Below are 15,558 nucleotides of genomic sequence, written 5' to 3'. Positions count from 1 at the left end.
GAGAAGAATTTATCTATCAATGAGCCTCATAATTTTTATGGGAATATCATTTCTTAATGCCCAGGAAAAAGTTCCGGAGGTTGAGGAATTACTAAAGAAGATGACGCTGGAAGAAAAAATTGGCCAGCTTAACCTGCTTACTCCCGGTGGCGGCGTTGCTACAGGATCTGTAGTGAGTGAAGGCGTAGAAAACAAAATAAAAGAAGGAAATGTTGGTGGCGTTTTTGGTGTTTCCAGCCCCGAAAAAGTTAGGCAGGCACAAAAGCTTGCGGTTGAAAATTCCCGTCTTGGAATTCCGTTATTAATCGGGTCTGATGTTATTCACGGTTATAAAACCACATTCCCGATTCCTCTTGGACTTTCTTCCAGTTGGGATATGGATTTGATAAAAGAAACCGCTCAAATTGCGGCTAAAGAAGCTACGGCCGATGGGATTAACTGGAATTTCTCGCCAATGGTAGATATAGCTCGAGATCCGCGTTGGGGGCGAATTGCTGAAGGTGCCGGGGAAGATCCTTATTTGGGTTCCCAGGTTGCAAAAGCAATGGTTGAGGGTTATCAGGGAAATGATTTTACAGCGCCTAATACAATGATCGCTACCGTAAAGCATTTAGCGCTTTATGGAGCTTCTGAGGCCGGCCGGGATTACAATTCGGTAGATATGAGTAAGATAAAAATGTTCAATGAATATTTGCCACCTTATAAAGCAGCAGTAGACGCAGGTGTTGCCAGCGCAATGACTTCTTTTAACGATATTCACGGGGTTCCTGCTTCAGGGAATAAATGGTTAATTACCGATTTGCTTCGTGAGCGTTGGGGGTTTGAAGGATTTGTAGTTTCTGATTATACTTCGGTAAACGAAATGATTGCCCACGGAATGGGAGACCTGCAGGATGTTTCTGCTTTGGCCATAAACGCCGGACTGGATATGGATATGGTTGGAGAAGGATTTTTAACGACTCTGAAGAAATCTGTGGAAGAAGGCAAAGTTTCCGAAGAACAGATCACCAAAGCGGCTCGCCGAATTCTGGAAGCAAAACATAAATTGGGTCTTTTAGATGATCCGTATTTATATTCAGATGAAAGCAGGCCAGAAAAAGATATTCTTTCCGAAGAAAATAGGTCGGTAGCCAGGAAAGCAGCAAAACGTTCTTTTGTGCTTTTAAAGAAGCATGAAAACACACTTCCATTGGCCAAAAATGCAAAAATTGCATTGGTTGGGCCGCTGGCAAATAATAAAAATAATATGTTGGGAACCTGGGCACCAACCGGAGATCCACAGCTTTCGATTCCTGTTTTGGAAGGTATTAAAAATGTAGCTCCAGAGGCTGAAATTTCTTATGCAAAGGGCGCAAACATAAGTAACGATACCACTTATGCTAAGAACGTAAATGTTTTTGGACCGCGTATCGAGATTTCTGAGGAATCTCCTGAAACAATGATACAAGAAGCCTTAGAGGTTTCTCAAAATGCCGATGTAATTGTTGCCGTAGTTGGAGAAGCTACCGAAATGAGCGGGGAAGCTGCCAGCCGTACCAATTTAAATATTCCTGATAGTCAGAAGAAATTGATTAGAGAACTAGTGAGAACCGGGAAGCCTGTAGTTTTAGTATTAATGAGTGGTCGCCCTTTGGTGATTTCCGAAGAAATGGAAATGCCAGTGAGTATCTTACAGGTTTGGCATCCAGGTGTTGAAGCAGGAAATGCCATAGCCGATGTGCTTTTTGGAGATTATAATCCTTCAGGAAAGTTAACGGCTACCTGGCCCAGAAATGTTGGCCAGATCCCGATTTATTATAGGATGAAAACCACGGGAAGACCGGCCGCATCACCATCGCAGTTCGAGAAGTTTAAATCAAATTATTTAGATGTTGAAAACACTCCGCAATTGCCTTTTGGTTACGGACTTTCTTATACTGATTTTGAATATGGTGAAACTACTGCAAGTACCGATAAATTAAATAAAGACGGAAGCATCACCATTGCTACTACAGTAACCAATACAGGTGATTATGAAGGAGAGGAAGTGGTGCAGTTGTATATTCACGATAAAGTGAGAAGTATCACACCGCCAATGAAAGAATTAAAAGCCTTTAAAAAGATAAGTTTAAAGAAAGGAGAATCTAAAGAGGTGAGGTTTGAAATCACTGTAGAAGATTTGAAATTCTATAATGCAGATTTGGAATTTGTAGCTGAACCTGGCGAATTCGAGTTTTTTGTTGCCGGAAGTTCAGACCACGAATTTCAGGGAACTTTTATTGTAGTGGAGTAGATTTTTTATTAATGCAAAACCCTGAGATACCCTACTGTCTTGGGGCTTACTAATCCTGCTTCGGCGGGATTTTTGTATATAAGCCTTAATTGAACTCTTTGATCATTCTTTACTAAAGCGGTGTGCTCTTATTTCCATACTTCAATCTGCTTACTTTCTCCATTCAAAAATACCGAATTGAAAAACTGGAAAACTTTGGGAAGATGTTCGAATGGCATTCCGGAGTGTTCGTGTTTTCCACCTTCGAAACTGTAAAGTAGGTATGAGGTATTTAGTTTTTTAAGTTTTTCAGTAATTGTCTTGGAGCCGTCCAACATGATATATCCTGGTTGGTCCCGATCACACCAGTGATGAGGTGCGCTTGCATAAGGCACAAGATTATCTTCAGTACCGTGGAAAAATACCCCGGGAATAGCGTTTTCTTCAGTAATATATCGCGCATCTACAATAGCACCGGCAAGAGAGAAAACCCCGGCAAAATCAAAGTTTTGGTATTTAGAAAAATCCTCGAGCATAAGTTTTTCGTTGTATACCGCGTTTAAAACTGCTTCTGCGCCAGCACTACTTCCGCCCACAATTATCTTTGCTGGATTTATATTAAATTCTTCTTTATTTTTAACCATAAAATTCACGGCATCCATAAAATCTTCAGCAGCCATTTTAAAGGTTTCCATTTTTCCGGAAGCTTCGTAATCACAACCAAAAGATTGTCCTTTTCGGGTTAACCGGTAAGAAATCTGTACGGCTACATAGCCTTTTTTAGCCGCGCTTTCTGCAAAATTTATTTCACCAGGGTTAGTTCGGGTTCCGCCTGCAAATCCGCCCCCGTGCATAAAAACAATTAGCGGTCTTTGCTGCATCGTATCATTTTCAGGCTGATAAATGTCCAGCTTTAAAGCTTCCCCATTTTTGGTTGCGTAGGTTTTAGTTTCAGTTTCTTTTAACTGAAAAGATTCGTCTATAAATCTTTGCTGGGCTGAAATTGAAAAACTTAGCAAGAACAGGAGGATGAAAATCGGGTTTTTCATAAATGAATTATAATTTAGCGTCTCAAGATACTTAATTTTGCAGGGAGAATAAGTGGGGATTTTAATTTTAATATTTTATCTTCGCTGCGGAAATGACACTTATAAGTTATGAGTTTACAGGATAAAGTAATGGCAGAGATGAAAGCTGCTATGAAAGCTAAAGACAGCGAAAAGCTTGAAGCTTTACGATCGGTTAAAAGTGCTATTTTATTAGCCAATACTGAAAGCGCTGCAAAGGAGGGTTTGACTGAGGATGAAGAACTTAAAATTTTGCAGAAGCTTGTAAAGCAACGCAAGGAAAGCGCTGCGATATACCGGGAGCAAAACAGGGCAGATTTGGCCGAACCGGAAGAAAAACAGGCTGCCGTGATCGAATCTTTTTTACCTGAGCAGTTAAGTGAAGCTGAAATTGAATCCAAAGTAGATGAAATTATCGCGAAAACCGGAGCCAGCGGAATGCAGGATATGGGAAAGGTGATGGGAATGGCCAGCAACGAATTAGCCGGCAAAGCTGACGGAAAAACGATTTCTACAATTGTAAAAAGTAAATTGAGTAAATAAATATTGAGACCTCCAAGGTTTCCAAAACCTGGGAGGTCTTGAAAAGGCCCCGTGGCGCAACTGAATAGCGCATCAGATTTCGGCTCTGAGGGTTGCAGGTTTGAATCCTGCCGGGGTCACTTAAGCTATTAATCATTAGCAATAAAACCGCACAAATCTTTTGATTCGTGCGGTTTTTTTAATGCTGCTCCGCAAGGTCGTATCACTTGTCTGTACAAGTCCGTTATGAGAGTTTGTAGTCACCTATCATTAGTTAATGGTAAGGTGTCCACCGTGAGGTGGAATCTGAAGGAAGCCGGCTGCAAAGTTCCAGTCCGAGGAACACGAACATTATATAAGGCATATCTGATCTGGATGAGCTTTCCATACAAAGCAAAGTCCGAAAGCTATATGGAAAACAGGGGGTAAATGATGCGGATATATGGAATGAAAGTGATACGTCTTACCGCGTGATATCTCATAGACATAGACGAAACAGAGTATGAATCTATGGTGGGAACAAGATTTACTGTGAGTGATCAGCTGACGTTATAGTACTTACAGTTAACGAGGTGCATAAACTGCACAGGTTTCACACCTGGGGAAGGACTGAACCTTAAGATGTATATTTCAACTGAATAGTATGCATTTTTGCCAATTTTTTTAATTTGTCACTCTCTCAAAAAGTATAAAAAAGAATAAAACTTATTAAAGTGATTAAAATCCATAGTCTATTTGGTAAGAATAGGAACTGAGCTTCATCGTGTTCTTTAAAAGCATTGCTCCTTTCCAGTTGGTTCTCCATAACATCTATAGAATGCGCTGTTAGGGTACTATAAAAGAGCTGTGCTCTTTGTAACATCCTAATATATGTATATACTTTTGAATCTGATTGTCTAGTCAATCGTCTCAAAGCCCCTAAGTAATCATCCCTGTAAACGGTATGGATCATAATTCTGGTCTGTCCTGCCTTTACAAGTTCGGCATTCATCATCACTCTTGCTAATTCAAGTGACCCTTTAGGTTTATTTGAATCTATAACTATCTATGAACATTTAGGAAGGAATAGAAAGAGAATTAAGATTTTTTAAAGAACAATGTTTAAATCACAATGGAAAATAGATATCTCTCTTACGTGGCTATACGTTTAAGGCTTAACATTCAACGCTTATAATTATCTTCTATTTCTTCTTCGCTCATTAGGATTTGCACCACCAAATTTATCTAATTTATAAGTAAAACTAAGCATAGCATACTGAGTTAGGATTAGATTACTGGTATCCTGGATAAAATCATCTCCAATAGTTCGACGGGTGTCAATATTTTGATTCAACATATCATAAACCTTTATTTTAATAGTAGCATCATCATCTAAAAATTGGTAACCCAAACTCGTATTCCATAGAAGAGAAGTATTATCGAACCCGGGAGAGACATTTACGAAGTAATTATAAGAAATATCATTACCAAAAACTACATTTTCGGGCCAGTAAGTTGTTGCTTCAAAACCAATACGATGGTTAAGGAAATCTTCATTCCTATCGGGATTAATATCATATGCTCCGCCTCCTCCAAAAACTGCTCTACCGGCACTTCGGCCCATCATTCCAAAGACTTCATCATAGCTAAAACCTGAACTATTGATAGTATATTTCTGAATATGGATAATCAGCGCTATATGGTAGTAGACGACGATTCTACCAATAATATGATATGTGAGTTTACTATTAAACGTTTTGATAAAGAAGGAAATATCAAAATTTTTTCGGTACCTGAAGAAGCACTTAGTTTTATAGCACAAGAATATAAACTAGAAAACAGGAAGCAGCCAACTATTCTATTTCTTGATATTAATATGCCTACTATGAGTGGTTGGGAATTCCTAGATGAATTTTTAAAATTTAATGAAGGTGTGAGGAATCAATTTAATATCTATATGCTTTCATCCTCCATTGAAGATTTCAAGGAGGAAGCAGAAATTTATTCAGCCATAAAGGGATTTATTTCCAAACCTTTAAAAATGAATAAGCTTGAAGAGATTAAAAACGGCCCATTGAACTCGTCAACCTGTTGAATATTTATATTTTCATAGTTAAACTTTTAAAATTACTTCTTTGAGTAATTACCTGTTGTTAAATTATGAGAAACCTACTTGGTAGTTCTAGTACCCAAATCTTAACCTATATAATGGCGTATAATATCACCGATTCTGAGAGTAATATCTCAAAAATGTCTATAGAGCAAAATGCCCAGAATTTAAATTTGTAATAGATCTTATGCCGCTAAATGGTTTGGGCAACTAAACCAGATGGTTATCAAACCCTTTATAACCAACGCTGGTATGATTTTATCGATTTAACTTATGAAGAGACTGAAGATAAAGGCTGGTCTCTGGTTCTTCATCCAGACGATTATGATTGTGACTGGGAAATATGGCAACATTCGCTGGATAGCGTCAATCCTTACGAAATAGCTTGAGAAGTTTTGATGGGACTTACACCAGTTTCCTAGCCTGTGCCTATCCATTAAAAGATGATAAGAATGGTAAAATTTTAAAATGATTTGGCATGTGTATCGATATTCAGGAGCAAAAAGAAATCTTAGAAGAACGGGAAAGAACTAAAGAAGCACTTAGAATCAAGTTGAATAAACCTTGAACGAGATAATTTTGTTTATTCTGCACGCACGACCTTAAATCCCCTCTAAATAACAATATCCTGAAAGGGCTTATTGCGCTGTTAAAACAGGTAGAGAGCACGAAAGAAGATCTGCAGCCTCCCTAGCTACTCCTGAGAAATTGGGTCATTCAGATTTTGACCTGCTATCCAATCAAATTCACCGATTGATTTTATTATTATAACATAGAGGTAGAATAAAATAGTATTTTTATCGTACTATTTTTTCAATTTCTAAAAAACATGTATCTTTAAAAAGCTGAACTTCAGCATTTAAATTTTAAGTAGGAGCATCCATTTTTTGACTTTCGCCGATTGCCCTGCACATCAGAATACTAACATAACTGGAAATTTTTCCCAGCTTTTGGCAATGGCTTTTAAGCCAAATTGTATGAGGTTTTGTCCCGCAGTGCGGGAGGAAAGGAATAATTGAATCCTTTATTTCTACAATTTGTGATAATTGCTTTCAAAGCCTATGGTTTTAGGGGAATATTTGCGACAAATCGGCGAATTATGGAATCATTTATTAGCATTAGACTCAAAAAGAAAACCGCCCAACGTTTTCAAAAGTTTTCCAAAGAACACTTCAAATCCCACACGGAAACTATGAGCGCTATGCTCGACTTTTTCTACTATAACGAAATTTCTCCTCAGGAGAGACTGGGACCGACGGGAAGAACCATTGAAGCCAGCCTGAAAAAAAGAATCAACGCGGTCATGGCTGTTATGCGGGAAATAGAAAAGACCCAAACCAAACCAACGGTGGTTATGATCCAGTCCTTGTTTGAAATGGAAGAACCACAAAAGAAGCCTTTAATTCTGGAAAAGAAACTTGTGGAAGAAAAGGAAAGAGTGGGTTTACGGGAAAAAACAAATTCTCAAAACTAAATCTAATTTTTTGAGCTATGTATATCACGATCACACCTCAAAAACTAGGAAAGAACTACTCGCAAAGTGCTGCTGATTTTGTTGGTTACCTCGAGAAAGAAAATGAAGCTAAGACCGAGGAGAAGATGGAGCATTTTTTTAATCAATATCACGATGGGATACCAGCAAATGAAGTGGTCAGAGAAATCGATATAAATACCGCAAAACTCAAAAAGACAGAACCAAAATTTTACTCGATCACGGTAAGTCCTTCGAAATACGAATTAAATAAATTACAAAATAACAGTGAAGATCTGAAAAAGTATACCAGGGAATTGATGAAAGATTATGTGAGATCCTTTAACCGGGAAATCAACGGTCGTCCCGTAAATATTGACGATTTAAAATACTATGCAAAAATCGAACATAAGCGAACCTATAAAGGGACCGATTGGCAGGTCAAGGAAAACCAGCCCTATGCTACCAAAATTTTAAACTTAAAAAATGAAATCCGAAATATTGAGCGGGGTCACATACAAGGCCGTATAGACCGTAAAAAAGAGCAAATTGCTCAACTGGAAAAGCAGGTTCCACATCAGCAGAACGGAAAGCGAATCGTCCAGGGGATGCCTAAAGCAGGTAATCAAAGCCATATCCATATTATCGTAAGCCGAAAAGATGCCTCCAATTCGTTTAGCCTTTCTCCCGGAAGTAAATATAAAGCTTCGGAAGTGACGATGAATGGTAAACTGGTTAAACGAGGTTTTAATAGGGATCAATTCTTTGAGAACGCTGAAAAGACCTTTGATAAAACCTTTGGCTACCAGCGTAACTTCGTGCATACCTATAAAGGGCGGAAAGAGTTTATTAAAGATCCCAAAGCTTATTTTACCAGCCTGAACAAACTTCCTACCCCTGAAAGAGTTTTAGCTTTTAAAATGATAAAGGAAACGGGCTTTTCTGTGCCCAGTATTCCAACTAATAAAGCCCAGCTTGCCCTAAAGATTTTTAAGGGGCTTCGTAAGGGGGTGGATATAGCCCGAAAATCAAGTTCTATTGAAATCTAATTTTTTGCTATGGAACCAGACAAACTTTATATCATACTCTTAATAGTGGTTCTGTGCAGTATGGTAGGATACGGGCTATACCGAATAACCCGGTATGCTTTTTTACTAAATTTGTTTTTATTGGGATTGATTTTATATTTTCTTTCCAGTGGTTATAGCCTGGTTCTTCTGGTTTTGATCCTGGGATGTCCACTGATGCTTATCAATATTGTAGGCTACGTATTTATGCACGACCCGGACCAGGGCAGACCTAAAAATCCCCAATACACTGTTCATTTTGCTACCACTTCAGGTGATTTTAAACTGGATAATATCAAACGTGGAGCATCCGTAATTGGTTCCGCAGGAAGCGGGAAAACCGAAAGTGTAGTTTATGGTTTTCTCAAACATTTCGAAAAGAAAAGTTTTTGCGGTATTATTCATGATTACAAGGACTTTGAGCTCACCGAAATGGCTTACCCGATTTTTAAAGAAAAAGAAATTCCATTTAAGATCGTTTCCTTTGATTCCATTATCCACCGGGTCAATCCCATCGCGCCACGTTATTTGGAAAATGAGGAGAGCGTCAACGAGGTCTCCCGGGTGCTGGTAGAAAATCTTCTGGAGCTACGGGAATCCGGTAACCTTGGTACCTCTAAATTTTTTAATGATGCGGCCGAGGGGCTGATTGGAGGACTTATCTGGAAGCTAAAAACAAGCTACCCGGAATACTGCAGCCTTCCACACCTTATTGCTATTTACCAATACCTGGATACCAATAGTCTTATTGAATTTCTAAAGACCAATACAACCTCCCGGGCTCTGGCCGATGCCTTTATCAGTGGAAAGGATGCGGAACGGCAAACCGCCGGGGTAAAAAGTACCCTGGCCAATGCTTTAAAACGGATCAGCACCCGCCGCATATTTATGGCCCTATCTGCTGATGAGGTTCCCCTCAATATTAATAGTGAAGAAAACCCTGCTGTTATTTCAGTAGTGAACAACCCTAAATACGAATCTTCCTATTCCCCGGTTATTGCAACAATTATTCATACCATTACCAAACAAATGAGCGTTCGCAATTCTAAAGCATCGTTCCTGTTGATGGAGGAGGCACCCACCCTTCGACTACTCAATATGCACCGGATCCCTGCTACCCTGCGAAGCTATAATATAGCTACCGTTTACGTGATGCAAGACAAGATCCAGAACGATATGATGTATGGAGACAAGGCAAGTAGGGCCATATTGAGTAATCTGTCTTACCAGTTCTTTGGAAAGGTAAATGACCCGGATACCGCTAAATACTATGAACGTTTTTTTGAAATCGTAAAAAAGCCTACCAAAAGTGTCAATAGTAGTTACAGTCTTAATTTTGATACACGGGTGACCACCGGTGAGAAAGAAATTCCCAAATTACGTTCCGATGTTTTCTTTAGGTTGAAACAAGGAGAGTTTATTACCTATGCTGACGGAATTGATAAAAGGTTGCAATTTAAATTACAAAAGATTTCAAGGTACCTCCCCCCGGAACAGGAGCAATATTCTCAGGCTGATTTAGAAGCTAATTTTAAGAGGATCTATGAAGAGGCAAAATTCATTTTTGGACAATAAGGGGATATTTTAGATGAACCCCATAATTATCTGTCGATTTAAATTCGGCAAAAGATTTAAAAACTAAAAATAAATATTAAGGCTAATGAAGTTTCTTCATTTTTAAACCTGTGGCTTTAGTTCCTAAGCTTAACGTTTCTTTAAAAAATCAAAAATCGGTTTTCAGTATATTTAGAAAAACAAAAACCTATGAAATTTTTTATTAATGATGCTCAGGATGTAGTCAATGAAGGCATAGATGGCTTACTCACCGATCCAAATCTTACCAGATTAGATAATTTTCCAGAAGTAAAAGTAGTTCTCCAAAAAGAGTTAGATAAAAATAAAGTAGCGGTTATTTCAGGCGGAGGTTCTGGTCATGAACCAGCTCATGCGGGATTTGTGGGGAAAGGTATGCTGACAGCCGCCGTATGTGGTGATATTTTTGCTTCTCCATCGGTAGATGCCGTACTCTCAGCAATTATTGCCACAGCAGGAGAAAAAGGCTGCCTGCTAATTATTAAAAACTATACCGGAGACCGATTAAATTTTGGACTGGCAGCAGAACAAGCACGCGAATTAGGATATAAAGTTGAAACCGTTATAGTGGGTGATGATATTGCCCTGGGGCAAGAAGTAGAACAACGTGGTTTGGCTGGAACTTTATTTGTACACAAAGTAGCTGGGCATTTAGCTGAAAAAGGAAAATCATTGGATGAGATCGCAAAAACAGCTCAAAAAGTGGCCAATAATATTTTTTCAATAGGATTATCGCTGGAAGAAGGAAAGAAGTTTCAAAATCCCGAAAGCTCAAGGTTGTCTAGTTCTGAGGCAGAACTGGGACTGGGTATTCATGGGGAACCAGGCGTTAAAACTATTGATATGGAAAAGGCCGATGATTTGATGTCTAAAGCTGTTGAAAAGTTAAAAGAATACCTCCCAAAAAAAAATAATGAAAAGTTTGTCTTGCTAATGAACAACTTGGGAAGGGTAACCCCAATAGAAATGAACATACTCCTCAATTCATTTCAAAAATTAGAAATTGCCAGGCAGGTAGAATATATCATCGGTCCCTCACAATTGATGACCTCTCTCAACATGAGCGGTTTCTCCATTTCATTGCTCAAATTGAATGAAGGATTGAGGGATTCATTAACTTCAGAGGTGGAACCAGTCTCTTGGTTTATCAGAAAATTTGGAGGGAATTCTTCTATAGAAAGTCCAGATTTACCTGATACGATGCCTTTCAAACCCTCTGAAAATATGCAGTTCAAAAACGCTATAAAAGCCGTTGCTGAAGAATTGATTAGTTTAGAAAATGATTTGAATGCCATAGATGAAAAAGTGGGAGATGGAGATGCAGGATCTACATTTGCTACTGCGGGTAAAAAATTACTGGAGGTAGCAGATAAATTACCCTATGCGAACACAGCAGAGCTCCTCATTACTATAGGAAGAATTCTAGCAAGGGAAATTGGAGGTTCTAGCGGAGTTTTACTATCTATTATGTTTACAGGTGCTGGAAACTCCTACAAAGAAGAATCAAATATTGGTAAAGCCTTAATGAGTGGATTGCAGAAAATGAAAGACTACGGAGGAGCCAAAGAGGGGGATCGGACCATGATAGATGCTTTACAGCCGGCCTTTTCCGCTTTGGAAAACGGTAAAGCAATTGATGTAGTGGCTAAAAAAGCCCGTCAGGGAGCAGATAGCACTAAAGAAATTAGCAGTACAAAATTCGGCAGATCTTCTTACTTGTCTGAAGAAAGCTTAAAGGGCATTCCAGATCCCGGAGCAGAAGCTGTCGCCATAGTTTTTGAAAAATTGGCGTCCCTTTAAATTGGCGATGGTATTTTTTTATATCCGTCTTTTTATTTCATTGACAAAGATTATTTCATTGACAAAGAAATTCGTTTGATTATTCGGGGTGATCCTTATTCAGAAATTACCGAAAAGCAGGGAGATAGAAGGTGAGTATATTCTAAAAATGTAATTGTTCACTCTATAATGTCGCTCATTTACAACAAAAAATATAAAATTGTTGTAAATGAGCGACATTATGATTTCAAAAAAAACTATTCTCCTCCCTAAACATCGAAAAATATTTGAGCAAATTGGAGAAAACATAAAGCTTGCCAGAAAGAGACGAAAACTTACTACAGCGCAAGTATCTGAGCGGGCAGGAATCCATAGGGCAACCCTATACCGCATTGAAAAAGGGGATCCCGGAGTTGCCATAGGATTGTATTTTAATGTGTTTAGAGTGTTTAATTTGCAAGATGATTTTTTAAAACTCGCAGTAGATGATGAGTTCGGAAGAAAATTGCAAGATTTAGATTTATTATAAGTGTTATGGCAGGAGAAAAATCTGATATATATGTATTTGCAGACTGGATAGCATTGAAGAAACCAACATTGATTGGAAAACTTTCTGCTCACTTTGCAAAAGGTAAAAAGGCTTTTAGTTTTGAGTATGACAAGAATTGGTTAAAAACAGATGCGCACCGATTGTTAGACCCTGATATAGCATTTTATTCCGGACCGCAATACCCACCAAACAAAGAAAATTTCGGAATCTTTTTAGATAGTATACCGGATACCTGGGGTAAAACCCTAATGAAACAGCGAGCAGCCCAGAATGCGCGAGCTAAGGATGAAAAAATAAAGAAACTCTATGAGATAGATCATCTTTTGGGGGTGTATGATGAAAGCAGAATGGGAGCGTTACGATTTAAAACTGATTTTGATGGTCCCTTTCTGAATAATGATAACCAAAATCCAACACCACCCTGGTCCTCACTTGGTGAACTTCAAGAAGCGGTAAACCAATTAGAGAATGACGACCAAAGTGATGCTATTAGAAGATGGATTGCTGTACTTATTGCTTCTGGTTCCTCATTAGGGGGTGCACGTCCAAAGGCCAATATATTAGATGCTCAGCAAAATCTATGGATTGCAAAATTTCCATCAAAGACAGATACAATTGATAAGGCTGCCTGGGAATTTTTAGCTTATAAACTTGCCCTTGCATCAGGTATTGAAATCGCAGAATCTAAAATAGAGAAAATAACTGGTCAATATCATACTTTTTTGACCAAACGATTCGATAGGGATAATGGAAATCGCATTCATTTTGCTTCAGCAATGACTATGACAGGAAATACGGAAGAAATAATCAAAGATGATTCACCCAGTTATTTGGAAATTATCGAATTCATTGAAAATTATGGTGTGGATGTAGAAACCAACCTACATCAATTATGGCGGCGAATTGTGTTTAATATTGCGGTTTCAAATACGGATGACCATTTAAGGAATCACGGTTTTATATTAAAAGAAAAAGGTTGGATATTGTCGCCGGCCTATGATTTAAATCCATCCGTTGAGAAAGACGGCCTATCCTTGAATATTGATATGGAGGATAATGCTTTGGACTTCGATTTGGCAAGAAGTATAGGGAAGTTTTGCAGATTGAATGAGGAGGGGATGGAAACAATTCTAAAGGAAGTTTTGACCGTGGTTAAAGACTGGAAATCTATGGCAAGTAAACTAGGAATTGCAAATAAGGAAATAGAGATTATGAGTCCCGCCTTTAGATATCTCTGATAAAAAAGTCATTGAAATTATCATTTCCAATTTACCTAAAAGTGATAAAAAATCATATCGAATAAAGGAAAATGTGAAATATAATATGGGTATTCATTTCTTGTTACAAGTGGAACTTTATCTATCAATTAGGATTATTAATAAATCGGTGAGATATTTTCAGTTTTAAATCACGTTCTCCATCCTTTTCCTTTAGCTCCAATACGGCCCTTCGATCCCTGGATAAGGAAAATTTCGGGAATACATAAACCAATTTGGTGGCCCGTCCTTTTCTTATTTTAACCGGGACTTCAAATTGAAATATAGGTTTTTTCAAAATTCGCTGTGAAGATTTTTTCTTTCCTTTCTGCCTGGTGTGGATCGATAGGTTTAGGTAATTCAAATCATAATCCAGGCTGGATTTGTTTTCAATTAAGATTACGAAATACAATTCCTTTCTATTAAATACTATGTTCTCAAGGCTTAGCTCGATCCCCTGCTGTTTTTTACTAATCCTGCCAATCCGCTCTTTTTTACTTAATAAATATCTACTATAGCTTCGATAATAATGACTATTATTTCTTAATTCTTTTTCTGACTTAACGGATTTTACTGTATCAATAGCAGTAGCCTTTTCAGGACCTATGCTTTCAGACTTACCGATAAAATAATTTAACCTGCTCAGTGTTTTTTTATATTTTATAATATAGCAATAAACCGAGCCAGCTGCATCTATAACGAGCAAATTACTTTCTTCTCCGGGTCTTGCCTGCAATAGCCCAAAATGCTGTTGTTTTTCCCTATTGTAAGTGAAAACAAAATGGTCGTTCCCGGTAATTCCCTGGCTAATTGGACTCGGAAAGAATAAAGCAACATTCTTTAGTTCATTGGCAAAAATAGTATCCAGCTTTTCCTCTGTTTGTGCACAGGTGAAAAGAAATGCAAGTAGAGCAGCCGTGGTTAAAATATAATTTTTCATAATGCTTGTTTTTATTGGTTGTCAATTTCCCATTTTGGTTCAGGTTTATCGGCTTTTAAAATCAATCTGTAATTATTAAGGATGGTTGCTTTTACGTTTCGGTTGTTGCGCCGGAATACTTTGCTGATGCCACTTACCTGGGGAACGCTTGGGATATTGATATCACTGATTATATCATCCAGGACTTCCGTGGTAACCTCCGACCGGAAATTATTTTCTAAATAAATCCCTTCACTACCGTCCTGGAGGTCAAAAGCTTTTAAGCTTGTAGGATGATGCATGATATTTTCGATCTCGATTAAAACCCGGTTTGGCTGAAAGCTGATAAACCCGAAAATTGGGGTGTTCTTTGGAATAGGTATACCACTAATTAAACTAGGTTCTAAAAGCCGCATTCGCAACCGGGAGTTGGCCTTGACTACCTGGTTGCCATCAACCACTACATTGATCTGCTTAGCGGTAATACTTATTATATCCGGCTCGGGCTTCTTAGGGGCAGAAGCAAAGAATAATTGATGTTCCAATCCCATTTCTTTGACTTTGATCTTTTCATCTCCAGGAGTATCAGTAGTGACCAAAGCTTTTTCTTTGATTGTTTCAGGTATTTCGATGGGTTTGGTGGCCGCCCTGATTTGTTCTCGCCTGGATTGTCCTAATAAATAAATACTATCGATCAGACGCTCTTTTTCTTTTTCCGGTAAATTAGGATCGTAATAGCCTAGGGAGTCAATTAATTTCTCTTCGTAGATACTGGGAGCACTTTTTTCGCGGACCTCTTTTAAATCATTTATAGCATCCAGTTTGGATTCATATACTCTTTGATCATCTTCTTCTAACTCGGGTACTTCTGTTTCTTTGAGAAAGTGGTTTTCCGGGTCATCTCCGGTTATCATTATCGTATAGGTGATAAGGAAAGTCACGATCACAACCAATATGCTGACAAATACGATTTTACTTTTCTCTATTTTCATCT

Annotated in this window: 15 protein-coding genes and 1 tRNA gene; 12 read left to right on the top strand and 4 right to left on the bottom strand. The window is 38.3% G+C overall.

Annotated features, from left to right (window positions below):
• Window positions 1-19 precede the first annotated feature (19 nt).
• Entirely contained in the window at window positions 20-2,272 is a 2,253-nt protein-coding gene (gene bglX / locus AO058_RS00710) for a beta-glucosidase BglX (RefSeq protein ID WP_232228875.1), read from the top strand.
• Window positions 2,273-2,400: 128 nt separating this feature from the next.
• Here bglX and AO058_RS00705 read toward each other — a convergent pair whose 3' ends face one another.
• A complete protein-coding gene (locus AO058_RS00705) occupies window positions 2,401-3,300 on the bottom strand; it encodes an alpha/beta hydrolase (RefSeq protein ID WP_075324768.1) in 900 nt (299 codons plus the stop codon).
• 108 nt (window positions 3,301-3,408) lie between these two features.
• Here AO058_RS00705 and AO058_RS00700 point away from each other — a divergent pair, with 108 nt between their 5' ends.
• Window positions 3,409-3,861 carry a GatB/YqeY domain-containing protein gene (locus tag AO058_RS00700; protein WP_075324767.1) on the top strand — a complete coding sequence of 151 codons (453 nt, stop codon included), beginning with the start codon at window positions 3,409-3,411 and terminating at the stop codon, window positions 3,859-3,861.
• Window positions 3,862-3,906: 45 nt separating this feature from the next.
• Window positions 3,907-3,980 (top strand) — tRNA-Arg (locus AO058_RS00695).
• A gap of 1,034 nt (window positions 3,981-5,014) precedes the next feature.
• Here AO058_RS00695 and AO058_RS00685 read toward each other — a convergent pair.
• Window positions 5,015-5,446: an outer membrane beta-barrel protein gene (locus AO058_RS00685; protein WP_177195682.1), complete on the bottom strand. Its 432-nt coding sequence runs from the start codon at window positions 5,444-5,446 to the stop codon at window positions 5,015-5,017.
• A 54-nt stretch (window positions 5,447-5,500) separates the two neighbouring features.
• Here AO058_RS00685 and AO058_RS00680 point away from each other — a divergent pair, with 54 nt between their 5' ends.
• The 9 genes from AO058_RS00680 to AO058_RS00645 all read left to right on the top strand — a co-directional run bounded on the left by AO058_RS00680 (window position 5,501) and on the right by AO058_RS00645 (window position 13,627).
• The gene (locus tag AO058_RS00680; protein WP_083634110.1) at window positions 5,501-5,914 is read left to right on the top strand and encodes a response regulator; all 414 of its coding nucleotides are present in this window, start codon (window positions 5,501-5,503) and stop codon (window positions 5,912-5,914) included.
• A 65-nt stretch (window positions 5,915-5,979) separates the two neighbouring features.
• Window positions 5,980-6,108 carry a hypothetical protein gene (locus tag AO058_RS18825; RefSeq protein WP_257787184.1) on the top strand — a complete coding sequence of 43 codons (129 nt, stop codon included), beginning with the start codon at window positions 5,980-5,982 and terminating at the stop codon, window positions 6,106-6,108.
• An 18-nt stretch (window positions 6,109-6,126) separates the two neighbouring features.
• Window positions 6,127-6,318, top strand: coding sequence for a PAS domain-containing protein (locus tag AO058_RS00675; protein WP_075324763.1), 192 nt, complete (start codon window positions 6,127-6,129; stop codon window positions 6,316-6,318).
• 710 nt (window positions 6,319-7,028) lie between these two features.
• The gene (locus tag AO058_RS00670; RefSeq protein WP_075324762.1) at window positions 7,029-7,403 is read left to right on the top strand and encodes a BfmA/BtgA family mobilization protein; all 375 of its coding nucleotides are present in this window, start codon (window positions 7,029-7,031) and stop codon (window positions 7,401-7,403) included.
• A gap of 17 nt (window positions 7,404-7,420) precedes the next feature.
• Complete coding sequence (gene mobB / locus AO058_RS00665; protein WP_075324761.1) at window positions 7,421-8,449, top strand: MobB family relaxase; 1,029 nt, start codon at window positions 7,421-7,423, stop codon at window positions 8,447-8,449.
• Between the two features lie 9 nt (window positions 8,450-8,458).
• Window positions 8,459-10,042 carry a type IV secretory system conjugative DNA transfer family protein gene (locus tag AO058_RS00660; protein WP_075324760.1) on the top strand — a complete coding sequence of 528 codons (1,584 nt, stop codon included), beginning with the start codon at window positions 8,459-8,461 and terminating at the stop codon, window positions 10,040-10,042.
• Between the two features lie 189 nt (window positions 10,043-10,231).
• Window positions 10,232-11,860 carry a dihydroxyacetone kinase subunit DhaK gene (locus AO058_RS00655; RefSeq protein WP_075324759.1) on the top strand — a complete coding sequence of 543 codons (1,629 nt, stop codon included), beginning with the start codon at window positions 10,232-10,234 and terminating at the stop codon, window positions 11,858-11,860.
• A 208-nt stretch (window positions 11,861-12,068) separates the two neighbouring features.
• Window positions 12,069-12,368: a helix-turn-helix transcriptional regulator gene (locus tag AO058_RS00650; RefSeq protein ID WP_232228874.1), complete on the top strand. Its 300-nt coding sequence runs from the start codon at window positions 12,069-12,071 to the stop codon at window positions 12,366-12,368.
• Window positions 12,369-12,373: 5 nt separating this feature from the next.
• The gene (locus tag AO058_RS00645) at window positions 12,374-13,627 is read left to right on the top strand and encodes a type II toxin-antitoxin system HipA family toxin (RefSeq protein ID WP_075324758.1); all 1,254 of its coding nucleotides are present in this window, start codon (window positions 12,374-12,376) and stop codon (window positions 13,625-13,627) included.
• 124 nt (window positions 13,628-13,751) lie between these two features.
• Here AO058_RS00645 and AO058_RS00640 read toward each other — a convergent pair whose 3' ends face one another.
• Both AO058_RS00640 and traM read right to left on the bottom strand, forming a co-directional pair.
• Window positions 13,752-14,585 (bottom strand): DUF4138 domain-containing protein, encoded by an 834-nt coding sequence (locus AO058_RS00640; RefSeq protein WP_075324757.1) that lies wholly within the window; start codon window positions 14,583-14,585, stop codon window positions 13,752-13,754.
• 11 nt (window positions 14,586-14,596) lie between these two features.
• The gene (gene traM / locus AO058_RS00635; protein ID WP_075324756.1) at window positions 14,597-15,556 is read right to left on the bottom strand and encodes a conjugative transposon protein TraM; all 960 of its coding nucleotides are present in this window, start codon (window positions 15,554-15,556) and stop codon (window positions 14,597-14,599) included.
• Window positions 15,557-15,558 lie beyond the last annotated feature (2 nt).

It is taken from the genome of Salegentibacter sp. T436 (assembly GCF_001932675.1).
GTDB classification, from domain to species: domain Bacteria; phylum Bacteroidota; class Bacteroidia; order Flavobacteriales; family Flavobacteriaceae; genus Salegentibacter; species Salegentibacter agarivorans.
The sequence above is the reverse complement of the archived record's forward strand: the minus strand, read 5'-3'. Positions and strand labels throughout refer to the sequence as shown.